At 71.5% G+C, this 17,613-nt stretch carries 15 protein-coding genes and 6 pseudogenes; 9 read left to right on the top strand and 12 right to left on the bottom strand.

Annotated elements, in window-relative coordinates; translation table 11 throughout:
• Window positions 1-40: 40 nt before the first annotated feature.
• Both ACIBNA_RS04375 and ACIBNA_RS04370 read left to right on the top strand, forming a co-directional pair.
• On the top strand, window positions 41-307 hold the full coding sequence (locus ACIBNA_RS04375; protein WP_399163758.1) for a hypothetical protein: 267 nt from the start codon (window positions 41-43) through the stop codon (window positions 305-307).
• Window positions 307-723, top strand: a complete 417-nt coding sequence (locus tag ACIBNA_RS04370) for a hypothetical protein (RefSeq protein ID WP_399163757.1) — start codon at window positions 307-309, stop codon at window positions 721-723. The genes ACIBNA_RS04375 and ACIBNA_RS04370 overlap by 1 nt, the downstream gene beginning before the upstream one ends.
• Before the next feature lie 133 nt (window positions 724-856).
• Here ACIBNA_RS04370 and ACIBNA_RS04365 read toward each other — a convergent pair whose 3' ends face one another.
• From ACIBNA_RS04365 to ACIBNA_RS04345, 5 genes are all read right to left on the bottom strand, one after another.
• Window positions 857-1,546, bottom strand: coding sequence for a hypothetical protein (locus ACIBNA_RS04365; protein ID WP_399163756.1), 690 nt, complete (start codon window positions 1,544-1,546; stop codon window positions 857-859).
• Window positions 1,543-1,968: a hypothetical protein gene (locus ACIBNA_RS04360; RefSeq protein ID WP_399163755.1), complete on the bottom strand. Its 426-nt coding sequence runs from the start codon at window positions 1,966-1,968 to the stop codon at window positions 1,543-1,545. The genes ACIBNA_RS04365 and ACIBNA_RS04360 overlap by 4 nt, the downstream gene beginning before the upstream one ends.
• 7 nt (window positions 1,969-1,975) lie before the next feature.
• Window positions 1,976-2,524, bottom strand: coding sequence for a hypothetical protein (locus ACIBNA_RS04355; protein ID WP_399163754.1), 549 nt, complete (start codon window positions 2,522-2,524; stop codon window positions 1,976-1,978).
• Window positions 2,525-2,884: 360 nt separating this feature from the next.
• Entirely contained in the window at window positions 2,885-3,541 is a 657-nt protein-coding gene (locus ACIBNA_RS04350) for a hypothetical protein (protein ID WP_399163753.1), read from the bottom strand.
• Window positions 3,542-3,653: 112 nt separating this feature from the next.
• Complete coding sequence (locus ACIBNA_RS04345) at window positions 3,654-5,489, bottom strand: glycoside hydrolase family 3 N-terminal domain-containing protein (RefSeq protein WP_399163752.1); 1,836 nt, start codon at window positions 5,487-5,489, stop codon at window positions 3,654-3,656.
• Between the two features lie 343 nt (window positions 5,490-5,832).
• Between ACIBNA_RS04345 and ACIBNA_RS04340 the strand changes: the two are divergent.
• A pseudogene (locus ACIBNA_RS04340) lies at window positions 5,833-6,049 on the top strand (N-acetyltransferase); the annotation flags it as partial.
• 156 nt (window positions 6,050-6,205) lie between these two features.
• Here ACIBNA_RS04340 and ACIBNA_RS04335 read toward each other — a convergent pair.
• From ACIBNA_RS04335 to ACIBNA_RS04325, 3 genes are read right to left on the bottom strand one after another with little or no spacing between them, the layout of a single operon-like run.
• On the bottom strand, window positions 6,206-7,003 hold the full coding sequence (locus ACIBNA_RS04335) for a sugar phosphate isomerase/epimerase family protein (protein ID WP_399163926.1): 798 nt from the start codon (window positions 7,001-7,003) through the stop codon (window positions 6,206-6,208).
• A 44-nt stretch (window positions 7,004-7,047) separates the two neighbouring features.
• Window positions 7,048-8,217, bottom strand: a complete 1,170-nt coding sequence (locus ACIBNA_RS04330; protein ID WP_399163751.1) for a dihydrodipicolinate synthase family protein — start codon at window positions 8,215-8,217, stop codon at window positions 7,048-7,050.
• A complete protein-coding gene (locus ACIBNA_RS04325; protein WP_399163750.1) occupies window positions 8,214-9,365 on the bottom strand; it encodes a Gfo/Idh/MocA family protein in 1,152 nt (383 codons plus the stop codon). Before ACIBNA_RS04325 ends, ACIBNA_RS04330 begins: the two co-directional genes overlap by 4 nt.
• Before the next feature lie 332 nt (window positions 9,366-9,697).
• Here ACIBNA_RS04325 and ACIBNA_RS04320 point away from each other — a divergent pair, with 332 nt between their 5' ends.
• Window positions 9,698-10,744, top strand: coding sequence for a LacI family DNA-binding transcriptional regulator (locus tag ACIBNA_RS04320; protein ID WP_399163749.1), 1,047 nt, complete (start codon window positions 9,698-9,700; stop codon window positions 10,742-10,744).
• 138 nt (window positions 10,745-10,882) lie between these two features.
• Window positions 10,883-11,046, top strand: a pseudogene (locus ACIBNA_RS04315) (IS5/IS1182 family transposase); the annotation flags it as partial.
• 15 nt (window positions 11,047-11,061) lie between these two features.
• Here ACIBNA_RS04315 and ACIBNA_RS04310 read toward each other — a convergent pair.
• Window positions 11,062-12,693, bottom strand: a pseudogene (locus tag ACIBNA_RS04310) (IS200/IS605 family accessory protein TnpB-related protein).
• Between the two features lie 195 nt (window positions 12,694-12,888).
• On the opposite strand from ACIBNA_RS04310, the pseudogene ACIBNA_RS04305 reads away from it, so the two are divergent.
• A pseudogene (locus tag ACIBNA_RS04305) lies at window positions 12,889-13,245 on the top strand (transposase); the annotation flags it as partial.
• 77 nt (window positions 13,246-13,322) lie between these two features.
• Here ACIBNA_RS04305 and ACIBNA_RS04300 read toward each other — a convergent pair.
• The gene (locus ACIBNA_RS04300; protein WP_399163748.1) at window positions 13,323-13,895 is read right to left on the bottom strand and encodes a dihydrofolate reductase family protein; all 573 of its coding nucleotides are present in this window, start codon (window positions 13,893-13,895) and stop codon (window positions 13,323-13,325) included.
• 251 nt (window positions 13,896-14,146) lie between these two features.
• Here ACIBNA_RS04300 and ACIBNA_RS04295 point away from each other — a divergent pair, with 251 nt between their 5' ends.
• Window positions 14,147-15,079 carry a GNAT family N-acetyltransferase gene (locus tag ACIBNA_RS04295; protein ID WP_399163925.1) on the top strand — a complete coding sequence of 311 codons (933 nt, stop codon included), beginning with the start codon at window positions 14,147-14,149 and terminating at the stop codon, window positions 15,077-15,079.
• A gap of 44 nt (window positions 15,080-15,123) precedes the next feature.
• On the top strand, window positions 15,124-15,927 hold the full coding sequence (locus tag ACIBNA_RS04290) for a sugar phosphate isomerase/epimerase family protein (protein ID WP_399163747.1): 804 nt from the start codon (window positions 15,124-15,126) through the stop codon (window positions 15,925-15,927).
• A gap of 131 nt (window positions 15,928-16,058) precedes the next feature.
• Here ACIBNA_RS04290 and ACIBNA_RS04285 read toward each other — a convergent pair.
• Together ACIBNA_RS04285 and ACIBNA_RS04280 are read right to left on the bottom strand one after the other, a co-directional pair.
• A pseudogene (locus ACIBNA_RS04285) lies at window positions 16,059-16,406 on the bottom strand (hypothetical protein); the annotation flags it as partial.
• Window positions 16,343-16,759: pseudogene (locus ACIBNA_RS04280) on the bottom strand (AAA family ATPase); the annotation flags it as partial. The pseudogenes ACIBNA_RS04285 and ACIBNA_RS04280, both read right to left, overlap by 64 nt.
• Window positions 16,760-16,872: 113 nt before the next feature.
• On the opposite strand from ACIBNA_RS04280, the gene ACIBNA_RS04275 reads away from it, so the two are divergent.
• Window positions 16,873-17,589, top strand: coding sequence for a GNAT family N-acetyltransferase (locus tag ACIBNA_RS04275; protein ID WP_399163746.1), 717 nt, complete (start codon window positions 16,873-16,875; stop codon window positions 17,587-17,589).
• The last annotated feature ends 24 nt before the right edge of the window (window positions 17,590-17,613 follow it).

The raw sequence follows: 17,613 nt of genomic DNA, 5'->3' as shown, positions 1-17,613 counted from the left end.
TGGCTGAGCTTCCTCCTCACCCCCGGCACCGGCAAACGCCGTGGCACTCCCCAACAACCGCACCCCACGGCCGTGCGCCACACCGCACCGCCACCCACGCCCGCAAACCTCCCCCCGCCCCCGCTCCCCCTACGGCCTCCCCACCCCCCTCGACGGCACCGCCTCCCGCCTCGTGCGCCCGTACCTCCTCGCCCACGCACAGGAAGCCGCCTTCTGGCGGTGCCGCCGCCTCGACATCGACCTCGCCGCCGACTTCGGCATCGGCCCGGACGAGTACCTGACCGGCGCCCAGGGGGTGGCCGGCTGATGACCCCACCGGCACACCACATCGCGCCGGCGACCACCCTGCGCCTGTTGCCCTGGCCCTCCCCGGACGGCAAGCCGTGTTACCTGTCCACGGACGACAACGGCGGCTACCTCTCGCGCCTCGCCGACGACATGGAAGCCGCACAACTCGCCACCGCCGCCGACGTGCTCGGCCTCGCCCGCAAGGTGCTGGACGACCCGGCCTCGCCGTACACCGAAGTCCGCTACGCCGGACTCCGGCTCGCCGAGTGCCTGACCGACGCCCTCCGCGTCGCCGAGTCCCGCGGGGCTCGCCTGCCTGTACCGGAAACAGGGGAGACCACGGACGCCGAGGACACCGAAGGCACCAAGGGCACTGAGGATTCCGGAGACCCAGGACGCGACCCGTTCAGCGCCCCGCCCGCTTCCACGCGGTGAGGAACTCCTTGTACAGAAACCGTTGGAAGGACTGAGCCCTCACGAGCCCGAACTGCTTGCCCAGGGGCCGTGCTCCGAACCACAGACTGCCGGCGGCGGGCCGCTTCCGCCGCCTCCCCGGCCACCGGCCGTGTCAGGCCGCCTGTATACCGGCGAGCTTCTTCGCGGCCGTGATGCGCTTGGGGTCTTCGATGATCTGGGTCCCGGCCCCCTTGCCGGGGGTGACGCTCCACTGCCTGAGGGTCTCCGCGACCCGGGCGAGTTTCGCCGAACCCGGCGGGACGTCGATGAAGAAGACCGATTCCTTGGGCGACTCCGTGTCGCCACCCCACCTGACGACACCCTGGAGCTCGGCGAGGATGTCCCGGATCGCCGTGACCTGGTGGGGGAAGAAGTTGCCCTTGACCCCGAGCGGATAATTGTCCGGGTACAGCGCCAGCGCGGTGCCCGACAGGTGGTTGGACTCGAAGTCCGCCTCCACCCGCCGGTCCTCGCTGTACCCGATGACCTGTCCGCGGCTCGCTTCGAGCCGGGTGACGTCGTAGTGGAAGCGTTGCGCCACATAGGCCAGGACGGTCCCCACATCCCCTTCCCGCAGAACGACCCGGAGGTCCGTTCCCGGTATGTCGTAGGGGGCGGTGCCCGACGAGCTCGCGGTGAGGACATCCCAGCCGTTCGCCGATCTGGGTCTCTTCCACGAGGTGTCGGCGGCCTGGGCGGTGCCGGGAGCGAGAAGGACCTCCCCCGTGGCGAGCAAGGTGGCTCCGGCGGCGACACCGGTGATGCCTCTGATCAGGGTGCGGCGTGAGAAATCGGTGTTCATGAGATCACTCCAGAGGTTTTTCTGACTCGCTTGCGCAGGTACACGGAAGTGCCGGCCGAGACGAGGGCGGCACCCGCCAGGAGGCACACGAAGACGGTGACCGACACCGAGACGTACTCCACGGTCGACCCGTCGGAGTACACGCAGGCGTTTCGAAGAGGCCAGTACTGCTGTTCGATGGCCGCCAAGTCGGCGCCGGCGTCGTTCCGGCTCGTGCACAGTTCGGGGAAAGGCCCACCCGTGGTGACGGAGAACCAGCCGTAGCAGTACACCGCCACCGCCGAGGAGGCCAGGATCAGGGCGACGACCGCGTAGACCCTGCGCACGGGCAGCGGCGGGTGGCTCAGCAGGATGAGGACCACCACGATGCCCACCATCGCGGTGACCAGACTCGCAGCCAGCAACGCGCCCATCAGAAACATGTGAAACCTACTTCTTCTCTGCTTCCTGCGCGGCGAGGAACTTCGCCCGGCGCGCCACCTGCTGGTCGATGAGCCGCTGCAGCGTCTCGGCGAAACCCGTGTAGAACTCGCTCATCACGGAGTCGGACTCGTTCCACGGTTCCTTGCCCGCCGGGCAGTTCCTGTGGATGAGGAGAGTACGGGTGGAGGACAGCAGCGTGTCGTCTATCTGGTCCTCCAGGAACGCCTTCGCCGTCTCCCGGATGTTGCTCGTGACGCCGCCGAACCGGTAGAGCTTGAAGTCGCTGAAGCGCGTCAGATGGCCCGTTCCGATCAGGATCCTCCTCAGCTCCTGGACGATGTTCGTGTTGCCGTTCTTCAGGCGCTCGGCGATCAGGAACCCGTCGATGTCCTCGATGAGGTCGCCCAACGCGAACGTCGATGCGACATCGGGCCTGCACAGCGTCTTGCGGCAGAAGTCCAGGGGCGACGCGTTGTCCGAGCGGCTCCATTCACCGTAGAACGTGAGCAGGTCTCCGCCCCAGCTCGCCAGTTCGGCGCGGTTCGCCTTGCCCACCCCGGCGTTGCCCTTGAGGAAGCTGCCGTCACGGAGGCCACGCTGCGGCTGTGTCTGCCCGAAGTCGACGAGCGGGCGGTGCGCGGCCTCAAGTTCTCGGAGGCACTCCCCGCCCGACTGGCCGAGGCGACGCTCGCCGCACGCACCGCTGACGAGGACGGAGCCCGTGCGGTTCTCACCGAGCCGGTGCGTCTCGCTACGCTCAACCGCCCATAGAGTCAGGTGCTGAGTTCCCGCGGTGCCGCACAGGGCGTTGAGCTGCGTGACCGTCAGCGCTTCAGGGGCAGCGGAGCGGATCGCGGAACAGGGCCCTGGCCGACAGTGGTCGGCGCACGGCCGCCGGCCCCGCCGGCCGTGCGCTCACAGCGGCCGAGCGCACCCCACGGACCGGTCGCCGCCGAGCCGGACGTACAGGGCGGTCGAGGCAGGGCAGTCGGCGCGCCTGGTGACGGCCTCGGTCACCTTGTACTCCGGCTCCTGCTTGTCCTTCCCGTCGCAGTTGGTCTCGCGGACCTGACCGTCGCCGGAGCTGTAGACGCAGTCGCCGACGATGGTGCGGGGCCCGCCCCCGCCGCCCGGGTCGCCCGGGTGCGGCGGCTGGAGGTTGCGCATACAGGCGTAGCCCTGCGGCACCGCCCCGTCGCCGTCCTCGTCGGACGCGGGCCGCTGCTCGCTGATGTGCAGCACGAAGTCCGTCGTCGCCGGGCAGCGCGGCCCGTCCCGGACCGTGCCGTCGTGCCGCGCCACGACCCGGGCCGCCGCCCGCTCACCGGCGCACGGCACCTCGGTGAAGCTCGTCGTGCCGAACGAACTGCACTCGTCGACCGCGAGGAACACCGCCCCGTAGCCGGACGGCCGGGTCACCGGCGCCGACCCGGCGGCGGTCGTCCCCGACGCCGGTCCGCCCAGCCGGCCGTCCTCCGCGACACCCGCCGAGGGACTCTGGCACCCGGTCAGCAGCGCGCCGAACAGCACCAGAAGCCCCCACGCCACCCCCGCCGAACTTCCTACGCGCATTGCCGTCCCCCCCCATGCCCTAGCCCAGCGTGGCCCCTCGCAGGGGCGCACGCCAGGCACATGGGAGGGTTTGCGCACCTTGGGGGTGGTGCGCCCGATCCATGGCGTACGGCTAGTACGACAGCCCGTACCCGATCGGGTACAGCACCTGCTCCGGATCATCCGCCCGCCGCACCGCCACCGGGAGTTTCCCGCGGGGATCCACCCGTCCGGCGATCGCCCGTGCGGCGGCCCGCAGTTCGACGTCGGTCCAGGAGTAGGCCGCGAGGCACGCCGGGACGGAGGGCAGTTGGGCCACGTCGTACGGGTTGCGGATCGCGACCGCCACGACCGGCCGCCCCGTCGCCACGAGCTGCTCGACCAGCGTCTTCTGGCTGCTGCCCGCCGTGACGTTGTACGTCGCCGCCACCACCGCGTCCGCGTCCCGCGCCGCCGCGACCGCCCTGGCGATGACCGCCGCGGACGGGGCCGTCCCGGTCGGCAGGGCGGTGGCGGTGAAGCCGAGCTCGGTCAGCGCGGCGGCGAGCACTCCGGTCGGCGGTCCGGTCGTCCCCGACGGCGAGGCCGGATCGGCCCCGACCACCAGCACCTTGGGGTGCCTGCGCCGGGACAGCGGCAGCAGCCGCCGCTCGTTGACCAGCAGGGTCGTCGTCCGCTCGGCGATCCGGTCGGCCGCCGCCAGGTGCGCCCGGGTGCCGACGGTGCGGTCGACACCGTCGTGACTGACGTAGGGCGCGCGGAACAGCCCCAGCTTCGTCTTCAGCCGCAGGATCCGCAGGATCGACTCGTCGAGCCTCGCCTCGGTCAGCTCGCCGCTGCGCACGGCCGCGAGGACCGCGTGCCAGGCGAGGTCCAGGTCCGGCGGGTTGAGGAGCTGGTCCACGCCCGCCTTCAGCGCGAGCACCGGCACCCGGTCGTCGCCGTACTTGGTCCGCACGCCCTCCATGCCGAGGGAGTCCGTGACGACGACCCCGTCGTAGCCGAGCCGCTCGCGCAGGATGCCGGTGAGGATCGGGCGGGAGAGGGTGGCCGGGTCGCCGGAGTCGTCGAGGGCCGGGACCATCAGATGCGCGGTCATGATCGAGTCGATGCCCGCGGCGATCGCGGCCCGGAACGGCGGTGCGTCCAGCTTCTCCCACAGCTCCCGGCTGTGCGTGATGGTGGGGAAGCCGGTGTGGCTGTCGACGTTGGTGTCCCCGTGCCCGGGGAAGTGCTTGGCGGTCGCCGCCACCCCGGCCCCCTGGTACCCGGCGACCTCGGCCGCCACCAGCGTGGCCACCGCCCGCGGGTCGGCGCCGAAGGACCGTACGCCGATGACCGGGTTGGCCGGGTTGACGTTCACGTCGGCCACGGGGGAGTAGTCCTGCCGGATGCCCATCGCCCGCAGCTCGCGCCCCGCGATCCGCCCGAGCGTCCGGGCATCGGACCGCGACCCGCCCGCGCCGACGGCCATGGCCCCCGGGAAGAGCGTCGCGGGTCTGCCCACCCGGGCGACGATCCCGTGTTCCTGGTCGGTGGAGACGAGCACGGGCAGCCCGCGCGGCAGGTCCAGGGAGGCCCGCTGGATGCCGTTGGACAGATCCGCGATCTGGTGCGGCTCGCGGGTGTTGTGCGCCCAGGCGAAGTAGATGATGCCGCCGACCCGGTACTTCGCGACCAGCTCGGCGGCCGTACGGACCCCGATCTCCTTCAGGTTGGCGTCGATGTCGGCCTGGTCGGGGGCGGTGGCGGAGTGGCCGTACACCCGCATCACGAAGAGCTGGCCGACCTTCTCCTGAAGGGTCATACGCGAGACGAGGGCGCGGAGTTGCCTGTCGTCGGGGGCGTCGGCGGCGTACGAGGGCCCGGCCGCCGCGAGGGCGGTGGCGGCGCCGGCCGTGGCGGCGAGGACGGTGCGTCTGGAGGGCTGTGCGGTGTTTCCCGTGCTTCCCGTGCCGGTGTCGTGCACGTGCGCTCCTTCCGGAGGTGATCCGCTCGGATCCGCTGAAGGAAACTTCCAAGAGGCCACCAATAACGGGGAAGTTTCTGCCAGTCAAGGGAACGCACACTAACCGCACAGGGGCCGCCACCGGCGCGGTTGGAGGGGGACGCGCCGATGGCGGTGGTGCCGCCGGCCGCGGTACGGCGGAGAGGGTGGTCAGCGATCGCAGCCAGCAGCGAGGGCCGACACCGCACCGGCGTGACTCTCCGGCGGCCTGCGATTGGACGACGGGAGTCCGGCCCGGGTTCCCGACGCGGGCCGGATTTCCGGAAGTCGGTACGCAGGGGGAGGCAGGAGTTCAACGGGGCGGGTGAGTCGACGAACGGCCCTCGCCGCCGACCTGGCGGTGGCGGCGACGGAGGACCGGGAGACCTACGCCTTCACCGGGTGCCGACGAGGTGGGCGCCTGCATCGACGCGCAGCTCGCCCGCGCGGCGACGGGGCGGCTCGCGCCCGGCGCGCAGATCTCGACGGCAACGGGACGAGCGGTCGGCGCCACGGCGTACTGGGAACCACGCTCCTGGCTCCCGGTCGGTGACGGCACCGGAACGGCCGCGGTGCCGGAAGCGGCTGGAGGAGCGGGTGAACGGGTTCCTCGCACGGTCGTGGGTCCACGACCCCGATACGGCCGCTGCCCCGCCCGGGTCCGCGGGGCGGGGCAGCGAGTGTGGCTCAGGGCCGGATCAAAGGGTGTGCTCGACGAACCTCGCCGCCGTCTCGGCCAGCACCTCCCGTCCGTCCCTCGCCCACAGCCCGTCGTTGAACAGCTCGACCTCGATGGCACCGGTGTAGCCGGCGGCCTCCACGTAACCCTGCCACTCCCGCATGTCGATCGAGCCGTCGCCGATCTGGCCACGGCCGGTCAGCACGCCCTGCGGGAGCGGAGTCGTCCAGTCGGCGAGCTGGAAGGTGTGGATACGGCCGCCCGCACCGGCCCGGGCGATCTGCGCGGGAGCCGTGTCGTCCCACCAGATGTGGTACGTGTCGACGGTGACCCCGACCTGGTGCGCCGGGAAGCGTTCGGCCAGGTCCAGGGCCTGGGCCAGCGTCGACACCACGCAGCGGTCGGAGGCGTACATCGGGTGGAGCGGCTCGATGGCCAGGCGGACGCCGTGCCGCTCCGCGTACGGGCCCAGTTCCGCCAGCGCGTCCGCGATGCGCTCCCGCGCCCCGTGCAGGTCCTTGGAACCTGCCGGGAGCCCGCCCGAGACCAGGACCAGGGTGTCGGTGCCCAGCGCCGCCGCCTCGTCGATCGCCCGGCGGTTGTCGGCCAGGGCCTGAGCGCGCTCCCGCGGGTCGATCGCCGTGAAGAAGCCGCCCCGGCACAGCGTCGTCACCGTCAGGCCCGCGTCCCGGACCAGCTTGGCCGTGGCCTCCAGGCCGTACGACTGGACCGGCTCGCGCCACAGGCCGACGTTGCCGATGCCCGACTGTGCGCAGGTGTCCACCAGTTCCGGCATCGACAGCTGCTTCACCGTCATCTGGTTGATGGAGAAGCGCTCCAGGCGTCCTGACTCCGCGGTGCTCACTGGTCCACCCCGTACACGCTCAGCAGGTTCTTCATCCGCTCCTCCGCCAGCTTCGGGTCGGGGAACAGGCCCAGACCGTCGGCGAGTTCGTACGCCTTGGCGAAGTGCGGGAGCGAGCGGGCCGACTGGAGGCCGCCGACCATCGTGAAGTGGGACTGGTGGCCGGCCAGCCAGGCCAGGAACACCACGCCCGTCTTGTAGAAGCGGGTCGGGGTCTGGAAGAGGTGGCGGGAGAGTTCGACCGTGGGGTCCAGCAGGTCGCGGAAGCCCTGCGCGTTCCCCGTGTCGAGGACCCGGACCGCCTGCGCGGCCAGCGGGCCCAGCGGGTCGAAGATGCCGAGCAGCGCGTGGCTGAAGCCCTGCTCGTCGCCGGCGATCAGCTCGGGGTAGTTGAAGTCGTCACCCGTGTAGCAGCGCACGCCCTGCGGCAGGCGGCGGCGGATGTCGATCTCGCGCTGCGCGTCCAGCAGCGAGACCTTGATGCCGTCGACCTTGTCCGGGTGGGCGGCGATGACGTCCAGGAAGGTGCGGGTGGCGGCGTCCAGGTCCGTCGCTCCCCAGTAGCCCTCCAGCGCCGGGTCGAACATCGGGCCGAGCCAGTGCAGGATGACCGGCTCGGACGCCTGGCGGAGCAGGTGGCCGTAGACCTCCAGGTAGTCCTCCGGCCCCTTGGCGACCGCCGCCAGAGCCCGGGAGGCCATCAGGATCGCCCGCGCGCCCGACTCCTCGACGACCGCGAGCTGCTCCTCGTACGCGGCCCGGATCTCCGCCAGGCTGTACGGGTAGCCGATCTCGGTGGCCGACAGCTGGTCCGTGCCCACACCGCAGGCGATCAGGCCGCCGACCGACTTCGCCTCCGCCGCCGACCGGCGGATCAGCTCCGCCGCGCCCGCCCAGTCCAGACCCATGCCGCGCTGGGCCGTGTCCATCGCCTCGGCGACGCCCAGCCCGTGCGACCACAGGTGACGGCGGAAGGCCAGGGTGGCGTCCCAGTCGACGGCGGCGGGCGAGTCGGGCGACACGTCCGCGTAGGGGTCGGCGACGACGTGTGCCGCCGAGTAGACCGTGCGGGAGGTGAAGGGCGTGCCGGGCGTCACCAGGAGCGGTTCGGTGCGCGGCTCGTACGTCCGCGACGCCCCGTTGCTGTCCGGGAGTCGGATGGTCACGGCTGGATCTCCGGTACGTCGATACGGCGGCCCTCGGCCGAGGACTTCAGGCCCAGCTCGGCGAGCTGGACGCCGCGGGCGCCGGCCAGCAGGTCCCAGTGGTAGGGGGCGTCGGCGTAGACGTGCTTGAGGAACAGCTCCCACTGTGCCTTGAAGCCGTTGTCGAACTCGGCGTTGTCCGGGATCTCCTGCCACTGGTCGCGGAAGACCTCGGTGACGGGGATGTCCGGGTTCCAGACCGGCTTGGGCGTGGCCGAGCGGTGCTGGACGCGGCAGTTGCGCAGGCCGGCGACGGCCGAGCCCTCGGTGCCGTCGACCTGGAACTCGACGAGCTCGTCGCGGTTGACGCGCACGGCCCAGCTGGAGTTGATCTGGGCGATCGCGCCGCCCTCCAGCTCGAAGATGCCGTACGCGGCGTCGTCGGCGGTGGCGTCGTAGGGCTTGCCCTTCTCGTCCCAGCGCTGCGGGATGTGGGTGGTGGCGATGGCCTGGACGGACTTCACCCGGCCGAACAGCTCGTGGAGCACATACTCCCAGTGCGGGAACATGTCGACGACGATGCCGCCGCCGTCCTCGGCCCGGTAGTTCCAGGACGGGCGCTGCGCGGCCTGCCAGTCGCCCTCGAAGACCCAGTAGCCGAACTCGCCGCGCACGGAGAGGATCCGGCCGAAGAAGCCGCCGTCGATGAGGCGCTTCAGCTTCAGCAGGCCGGGGAGGAAGAGCTTGTCCTGGACGACGCCGTGCTTGATGCCGGCCTCGTTCGCGAGCCGGGCGAGCTCCAGGGCGCCGTCGAGGCCGGTGGCCGTGGGCTTCTCGGTGTAGATGTGCTTGCCGGCCGCGACGGCCTTCTTGAGCGCCTCCTCGCGGGCGGAGGTGACCTGGGAGTCGAAGTAGATGTCCACCGTCTCGTCGGCGAGGACCGCGTCCAGGTCGGTCGAGACGTGCTCCAGGCCGTGCTGCTCGACCAGCGCCTTCAGCGCGTGCTCACGGCGGCCGACCAGGATCGGCTCGGGCCACAGCACGGTGCCGTCGCCGAGGTCGAGGCCGCCCTGCTCCCGGAGGGCGAGGATGGAGCGGACCAGGTGCTGGCGGTAGCCCATGCGCCCGGTCACGCCGTTCATGGCGATACGCACCGTCTTGCGTGTCACGTCGTTCCCTTCGTACGCGGTCGTCGCGCCGCGTACGCCCCACCCTTCCCTGGTGGCCCGGTGAGCCACCTGTGGACTGGTGAGCGTTACAGCAAGCGCTTTCTATAAAGGAAGAAGCTAGCCTCTGACAGCGGTCCGGACAAGACCGTGACCAGGACGAGTTGTTCGAGGGGGCGAACAACCCGGGGTCGGGGGCTTAGGGTCTGCTCGGAACCATGGCCATAGGTCCCTCGGAGCCAGGGCGTCGGTTCCATCGGAACCAAGGCCACAGGTCTGTATGTGTACGAGGGCGACGAGGCGGACGACGAGATGCGCGACCGGAGGACGACGAGATGACGGTGACCCTGGCGGACGTGGCGGCCCGCGCGCAGGTCTCGCCCGCGACGGTGTCGCGCGTGCTGAACGGCAACTACCCCGTGGCCGCCTCCACCCGGGAGCGGGTGCTGAAGGCCGTGGACGAGCTGGACTACGTGCTCAACGGGCCCGCGAGCGCCCTGGCCGCCGCCACCTCCGACCTGGTCGGGATCCTGGTGAACGACATCGCCGACCCGTTCTTCGGGATCATGGCGAGCGCCATCCAGGCCGAGATCGGCGGGCCGGGCGGCCGCGCGGGCGGGGAGAGACTCGCGGTGGTCTGCAACACGGGGGGCTCTCCCGAGCGGGAGCTGACGTATCTCACGCTGTTGCAGCGGCAGCGGGCGGCGGCCGTGGTGCTGACCGGCGGGGCGATCGAGGACGCGGCGCACCAGGCGGCCATGGACACCAAGGTGCGCAAGCTGACCGACGCCGGGACGCGGGTCGTCCTGTGCGGACGCCCGCCGGCGCCGGAGACCGGGGCGATCGCGCTGGCCTTCGACAACCGCGGGGGCGGGCAGGAACTCACCGAGCACCTGATCGGGCTCGGGCACCGGCGGCTCGGCTACATCGCCGGCCCGGAGGAACGGACGACGACCCGGCACCGGCTGGAGGGACACCGGGCCGCGCTCGCCGCGCACGGCATCGAGGAGGACCCCCGGTGGACGGTGCACGGGCGGTACGACCGGCGGTCCGGCTACGAAGCGACGCTGGAGCTGCTGCGGCGCGACCCGTCCCTGACGGCGGTCGTCGCCGCGAACGACTCCGTCGCGCTCGGGGCGTGCGCCGCGCTGCGGGACTCCGGGCTGCGGATCCCGGAGGACGTGTCGGTGGCCGGGTTCGACGATCTGCCGTTCAGCATCGACGCGGTGCCTTCGCTGACGACCGTGCGGTTGCCGCTGGCGGAGGCCGGGGCACGGGCCGGGCGGATCGCCATGGGCCGGGAGGAGGCGCCGCCCGGGGGGATCGCTTCGGTGCGGGGGGAGTTGATGGTGCGGGGGTCTTCCGGAGTGCCGCGCGCCTGATCGTGCCGGTGCTGGGGAGGGGCGTTGGTGCCAGGGGGCAGAGCAGGTGAAGCCCCGACGGCGGCGCTTCGACGGTCGCCCTTGAGACGCCGGCCGCATAGTCGCCCTCAAGGAAGGCTGATGGCCCGGCCCGACGTCGATGAGGAACTGGCCTGGGCCGTGTCGGTGGACTCCACGATCGTGCGAGCTCACCAGCACGCGTCCGGGGCCCGCAGAAAGGGCCCCGGCCGGCGAACCGGCCGACCACGCCATCGGCCGGTCCCGCGGCGGGCTCCACCAAGATCCACCTCGCAGCCGATGCCCGCTGCCGACCGTTCCTAAAGACTGAGCGGGAGTGAGTCCTGTTGCCAGGCTTCATGCTCAGCCGAACGTCCCGAACGGTGTTGGGCGTTCTGGTTGCCCGCGTTCGCTCCGCAGTCCGGCGGCACGCATCGGGTGCGTGGTCCGGGGATGCGGGGGCGGGGTCCCTCACGCCCGAGTGCACGCCGGTCGGCCTGGACGGTCCGATGCCCCTGCACATCGCTCTGGTGTGCAGGGGGCGGTGTCGTCCGTCGCCGGATCGGGTGCCCTTGGGCGCGCCGTCCGATCGCCACGGCGGCAGCGTCGTGGCGGGTGGTCTTGCGGGTGGTGCTGGTGAGGGGCTTTTGCCAGTGCTGGGCGCCCCATCGGGAGGTGTAGGCCGCGTCGACGGCGATGACGGCGATGCCGGTCTGGTCGGCCATCGAGGTCAGCCGGGCGCGGAGCCTGCTGGTGGGCATGCCGGAGATCAGCTGCCTGAACCGGCGCTTGCGGCCGTGCTTCTCCCGGGTCTTCTCCGCCGTGAAGTCGAGGTCCTCGACGGCGATCGCCTTCACGCCGCAGCGTTTGGCCCAGTGCAGCAGGCGGGTGAGGGCGTGGCGGACCTGGGCGTCACGGTGACCGGCCGGGCCGGACAGGTCGAAGAAGAAGCGGCGCGGGTTTCCGGTCGGGTTGCCGTGGACATCGAGGCGCCATGCGGCGAGGTGGTCGGCGTTGGTGTCGACACCGATCACGCCGTCGGCCAGCGCCGTGGCCAGCGGGATGGTGCGGGATACCGGGATCTGCCAGGACGCGGTCAGATACCAGCGCCCGCGGGCCGTGTCGTGGTGGATGCGGTAGGCGACCGCCCGGTTTGCCTCCACCCGGTCCGCCCACTCCTGCCCCCGGTGCGGGAAAGCGACCCGGCAGGCAAGGACGTACCGGCCGTGCGGAGCGTTCGCCAACTCCTTCAGCGGGGACGGGAGCTTGATGCTCACCTCCCCGTCGGCGGTGATGCGGATGGTCTCGTTGCCGTACCGCTTGCCGGACTCGCCGTCGGCCTGGAGGAACCAGCGCTCGGCCTCCCACCGCTGCCGCCAGTGGGCCTCGGTGAGCTGGGCGGCGTCGAGGTGGTGGCGGGTGCGGGCCAGGCGTTTGCCGCCCCGCACGACATGGACGATTCCGGCCTTGTGGTCGGCGCGCTCGCGCTCCAGCCGGTCTTCCAAGAGGTGCAGGCGGCGGGTCTTGGCGTGCCACTCCTGCCTGCTGCGATAACCGCCCGGCGCCCGCTTGCTGCCCTTCTGCCCCACCGGCAGGGACAAACGGTGCCGGATGGTCCGGACAGCCGCTTCCAGGCTGTGGATGTGGGCGAGTTGGCAGCGGCGGGCCAGAGCCCACTGGTCGTGGCTGGCCTTGGTGATCGCGCCTGCCCATCGCGAGGAGGACTGGGGTGTCAGGTCCCTCTTGCGCCCCGCCCACGCCTCACCGTCGTGGCCCAGCCCGTCCCGGCAGCGCGTTTTCAGGTCACGGCAGGCCAGCGACCCGAGGTGGGCGCCCACCAGCCGCAGCACCTTCTCATCGGCGGGCGCGAGGTGCTTGAGCCGGGTACGGACCGCCACCCCGGACGGCCCCGGAGCGACAAACGACTCCGCAAGCTTGCGCAGCCCACCCACCCCACACCCCCCGGCACAGCCCGCGAAAAATCCGGTCGCCACACCCAACGAGCACCACCCGGAAAGGTCACGCATTCGACAGGCGAAACTACATTCCCTTCCTGAACCAACAGCGCCCAACCCCCAACCGGGAGCGCCAGCGCTCACTCATGCACGTCACAACACACTCTTACTCACTCAAACCTCAGCAGGTCCCACCCCCTCGCGTTCGTTCTCACCGCCGGACAGGCCGGGGATGCGCCCGCCTTCACCGACGTCATGACCCGCCTGCGCGTTCCCCGACGACGTGGTCGTCCGTGCACCAGGCCGGACGTGGTTCCGGCGGATAAGGCCTGCTCATCCCGCGCGATCCGCGACCACTTGCGCAAGCGCGGCATCCAGGCGGTGTTCCCGGTCTGGGCGGATCAGCGTGGCCACCGGCTGCGACGGGGCGAGCGGTGCGTCAACCGCCTGAAGCAGTGGCGGGGCATCGCGACCCGCCACGACAAGACAGCGGCCATCTACCTCGCCGGACTTCACATCGCGGGCGTCTTCCTCTGCTCCGAGCGTTGATCCATCGCCCGCCGAGCAGGTCCTCCGCCGAGTGCCACGTCCGGGGATGCGACGGCAGGGCGAGTGCGGGAGCCTCGTCAGCGGACGACGTCGAAGACGTTCTTCTGCAGACCGTTGGCGTAGACCTCGTGCTCGACGAGCTTCAGCTTCTGGGTGTCCTTGTCCGTGGCGCTGAAGAGCCGCTTGCCCGCCCCGAGCAGGAGCGGAAAGACGAGCAGGTGGTAACGATCGATCAGGCCGGCGTCCGAAAGGGACTGGTTCAGGGAGGCGCTGCCGTGGACGATGATCGGGCCGCCCTCGGTCTCCTTCAGCGCGGCGACGTCGTCGAGCGAGCGCAGGATCGCCGTCTCGCCCCAGTTCGACACCAGGTTGTCCTCGGTGAGGGTGGTGGAGACGACGTACTTCGGCATCACCTTGTAGTCGGCGAAGTCCTCCATGTCGGGCCACACCGGACTGAACGCCTCGTAGCTGGTCCGGCCCATCAGCATCGCGGTGGCTTCCTTCTGCTCCCGGCTTTTGATCTCGAATGCCTCGGGGAGGAACTCGATGTCCTTGAAGGTCCACCCGGAGTTCCGGTAACCGGGCTCGCCGCCCGGGGCCTCCACGACGCCGTCGAGCGAGATGAAAGCGGTGCTGATCAGGGTGCGCATCTAAGGTTCCTCGGTATCTCGTGTCCGGTTCTCAGCAGATTCCGGCGGTGCACGCTTCCACGACACTCGCGGGTGCGGCGCACCAACCATGGTTTCTGACTGCGGGGCACGGAGAAACTCATCGGCCTCACCTCGGGGAGCCACACACGTGCCCGACTGCGGGACACGAAACTGCCTGGTCTCGGATGCCCTGAACGGCTAGGCTCGACCCAGGGAATCTCTGACTAAGTCAACCATCGGGGGTCGTGGCCATGACCGTCCAGGACATCCGCTCCTTCAACCGCTTCTACACGAACGTCATCGGCGCGCTCGACTACGGCCGTCACCTCTACGCCCCCTACACCCTCACCGAGTCCCGCGTGCTCTACGAGCTCGCCTACGCGCCGCGCACGGACGCCGCCGACCTGCGGGCCCAGCTGCACCTGGACGCCGGGTACCTCAGCCGCATCCTGAACAAGTTCGAGGGGGACGGGCTGGTCGAGCGCGGACCGTCCGAGACGGATCCGCGCCGCCGCAGTGTCACGCTCACCGGGCGCGGCCGGGAGGCCGCCGCGCTCCTCGACGAGCGGGCGCGCGAGACGGTCGGGGCGCTGCTGGACACCGTGCGGGCCGAGGACCGGCCGCGGCTGGCTCAGGCGCTGCGGACCGTCCGGACGATCCTGGGCGAGGGCCGGGCGCCACGCCCCGAGGACGTCGTCCTGCGCGAGCCCGCCCCCGGCGACCTCGGCTGGATCGTGCAGCGCAACGCCGCCCTGTACGCCGCCGAATACGGCTTCAACCTCGACTACGAGGGCCTGGTCGCCCGGATCGTCGCCGAGTACGCCGAGGACCACGACCCGCATCTGGAGCGGACGTGGATCGCCGAGCTGGACGGCCGGCCGGTGGGGTGCGTGATGTGCGTACGGGACGACGCGCCGGGTGCCGCCCGGCTCCGGCTGCTGCTCGTCGAGCCGGACGCGCGCGGCCTGGGCATCGGGGACCGGCTGGTCGGGGCCGTCGTCGCCTTCGCGCGCGAGGCCGGCTACCGCGAGGTGGTCCTGTGGACCAACGACGTCCTCGCCGCGGCCCGCCGCATCTACCAGCGCCACGGCTTCGTGCTGGTCGCGGAGAAACCGCACCGTTCCTTCGGCCAGGACCTGGTCGGCCAGGACTGGCGACTGGATCTTCTCGCAACACCCGAGTGACCAAGGGGAGTCGCCGGCAGGGGGGCCGGGTAGGGTCCGTCCACATGAAGCTGGCGTTCTCCACCCTCGGTGTCCCCGGCCTGCCCCTGCCCGACGTCCTGCGGCTCGCGACCGCCCACGGCTACCACGGCGTGGAGCTGCGCGCCCACCCCGAGGAACCGGTCCACCCCGGCCTCGGATCCGCCGAACGGACGGATGTCGCGGCCGAGTTCAAGGGGTCGGGCGTAGAGATCCTCGGTCTGGCGGGCTACGCGCGGGTCGCCGCGCCGGGCGACGACGAACCCGTCCTGGCCGAGATCCGCTCCCTCCTCGACCTGGCCCGCGACCTCGGCGCCCCGTACATCCGGGTCTTCCCCGGCGGCGACCTGGACGTCCAGACCCCCGAGGAGGCCGACGCCACGGCCGCCCGGCGGCTGGGCACGGCCGCCGAGTACGCGAACGACCTGGGCGTCCGCATCCTGCTGGAGACCCACGACTCGCACCGCACCGCCGCCGACGCGATGCGCGTCCTCGGGCTGGTCGGCCACCGCCAGGTGGGCGCGCTGTGGGATGTGATGCACACCTGGCTGGGCGGCGAACAGCCCTCGGAGACCTACGCGGCGCTCTCCCCGCACCTCGGCTACGTCCAGGTCAAGGACATCGCCTCCGCCGAGGACACCACCCCGCTGCCGCTCGGCGCGGGCGTCCTGCCGCTGGCCGAGTGCGTGGAGGTCCTCTCCCGGCACGGCTGGGACGGCTGGCTGTGCTGGGAGTACGAGAAGCGGTGGTACGAGGAGGCGGCGCCGCTGCCGGACCTGCTCGGGGCCGGGCGCGAGCATCTGGGCAGGCTGCTGAACGAGTCGGCGTGACGGGCCGCGCGGCGTCGGCCCGGGGCACCTGACCGGGCTCGGGCACCCGCGGCTCGGCCGCGTCGCGGGTCCTGCCGCGTCGCGGGTCCGGAGGTACGGACGACGCCCGGACCGACGCCCTCCCGGCGCGGTCAGATCACGCGGAACAGGTCGGCGGCGGCGTGGACGTCGGTGAGGTCCTCGACGGAGCGCAGGTTGTCGCACAGGGCCTCCAGCACCGAGCCGACCTCGCCGACGCGCGGGGCGCCGACGACCACGCCGAACACCCGGAAGCCCATCCGGCGCTTGGCGTCGTTCCAGCCGCGCATCCACTCCTCGGTGACGCCGCAGTCGTCGTCGGTGATCATTACGATGTCGCCCCGCCCGCGGGAGGTGTCGTCGGACTCCTCCTCCAGCAGCTCGCCGGCGGCCGACAGCGGTGTCTGACAGCTGGTGCCGCCGCCGAGGAAGGTCTCCGCGAAGTCGAGGACCGGGGGCAGCGGATCGGCTCGCCGCCGTTCTCGGGGTGGTGCGCGGTGGTGGCGCGGCCGTCGTAGACCTGGCGGTACTCGCCCCGGGCCAGCGCGGCGACGTCGATGGGGCCGAACATCCTCGTCGGCGCGGTGAACTTCGACAGCAGGATCTCCCAGTAGGCCGCGCCCTCGATCCGGCCCGTGAGCTCCCGCGCATCTCGGACTTCGCCGTCCCGGGCGGACCGAGCACCAGCGAGTGCTGCCCGGCCAGCAGTGTCACCAGCAGCGTCCGCACGACGTCGGCCCGCTCGTAGAACCGCTCCGACATCGTCGCCGATCCTCCGCAGCCGCTCGGCGGTGTCCTGCGCGTCGACTTTCAACTCCTTGCCTGTGACGCGGTGTTGTGCCGACGGGACGGGTCTGTCCTCCCCGGAACCTACGACGAAGCGAAAGGTAGCCTGGGCCGACCGCGCACAGGGAAAGGCACAGCACCATGACGAACGGCGAGAGCGGTGACACCACGGCACTCGACGACCCGGTGGGCGAGTCGCTGCGCGGCCGCCACGCGGACCTCGGTCGCCGGCTCGGCCGTGCCGCCACCTATCTGCCGGGAGTCGCGACCTTCTCGGCGGTACCCGCCGAAGCGGACGCGGCGGACTGGACCGATCTCGCACGGCTCCTCGGCCCGGACGCGTTCGCCGACATGTTCAGCTGCCCGGCGACCCCACCGCCCAACTGGGAGCCGGTTTTCGTCCTCGAAGGCCGGCAGATGATCTGGCCCGCCGGCAGCCGGCCCGATCAGACCCACGCCGCGACCGGCGGCACCGATGTGGTCGAACTGGGCGAAGCCGATGTGCCCGAGATGCTCGACCTGGCCGCACGCACCCGACCCGGGCCGTTCTGGCCGCGCACCCGCGACCTCGGCACCTACCTCGGCGTCCGCGACGGCGGCAGGCTGGTTGCCATGGCGGGCGAGCGGCTCCGGCCTCCGGGATGGACCGAGATCAGCGCCGTCTGCACGGCCCCCGAGGCACGCGGGCGAGGCCACGCCGTCCGCCTGGTCACCGCCCTCGCCACCCGCATCCTGGCTCGCGGCGGGCGCCCCTTCCTGCACGTGGCCGAGGCGAACGCCGGTGCGATCGCGCTCTACGAACGGCTCGGCTTCACCAGCCGGAAGCACGTGACGTTCCGCGGCTTCCGCACCCCGTGAGAAAGTGCGTTGCACCTCCCTGTC

Source organism: Streptomyces sp. NPDC050164, assembly GCF_044459945.1.
GTDB lineage: Bacteria > Actinomycetota > Actinomycetes > Streptomycetales > Streptomycetaceae > Streptomyces > Streptomyces coeruleorubidus_A.
Note: the sequence above shows the minus strand (reverse complement) of the source record. Positions and strands in the feature narration are given on the sequence as shown.

Excerpts from the sequence above, each read along its gene's own strand:
- ACIBNA_RS04370 (WP_399163757.1), top strand. The coding sequence starts at position 307 with ATGACCCCACCGGCACACCACATCGCGCCGGCGACCACCCTGCGCCTG.
- ACIBNA_RS04365 (WP_399163756.1), bottom strand. The coding sequence starts at position 1,546 with ATGAACACCGATTTCTCACGCCGCACCCTGATCAGAGGCATCACCGGT.
- ACIBNA_RS04360 (WP_399163755.1), bottom strand. The coding sequence starts at position 1,968 with ATGTTTCTGATGGGCGCGTTGCTGGCTGCGAGTCTGGTCACCGCGATG.
- ACIBNA_RS04350 (WP_399163753.1), bottom strand. The coding sequence starts at position 3,541 with ATGCGCGTAGGAAGTTCGGCGGGGGTGGCGTGGGGGCTTCTGGTGCTG.
- ACIBNA_RS04335 (WP_399163926.1), bottom strand. The coding sequence starts at position 7,003 with ATGACGGTGAAGCAGCTGTCGATGCCGGAACTGGTGGACACCTGCGCA.
- ACIBNA_RS04320 (WP_399163749.1), top strand. The coding sequence starts at position 9,698 with ATGACGGTGACCCTGGCGGACGTGGCGGCCCGCGCGCAGGTCTCGCCC.
- ACIBNA_RS04300 (WP_399163748.1), bottom strand. The coding sequence starts at position 13,895 with ATGCGCACCCTGATCAGCACCGCTTTCATCTCGCTCGACGGCGTCGTG.
- ACIBNA_RS04295 (WP_399163925.1), top strand. The coding sequence starts at position 14,147 with ATGACCGTCCAGGACATCCGCTCCTTCAACCGCTTCTACACGAACGTC.
- ACIBNA_RS04290 (WP_399163747.1), top strand. The coding sequence starts at position 15,124 with ATGAAGCTGGCGTTCTCCACCCTCGGTGTCCCCGGCCTGCCCCTGCCC.
- ACIBNA_RS04275 (WP_399163746.1), top strand. The coding sequence starts at position 16,873 with ATGACGAACGGCGAGAGCGGTGACACCACGGCACTCGACGACCCGGTG.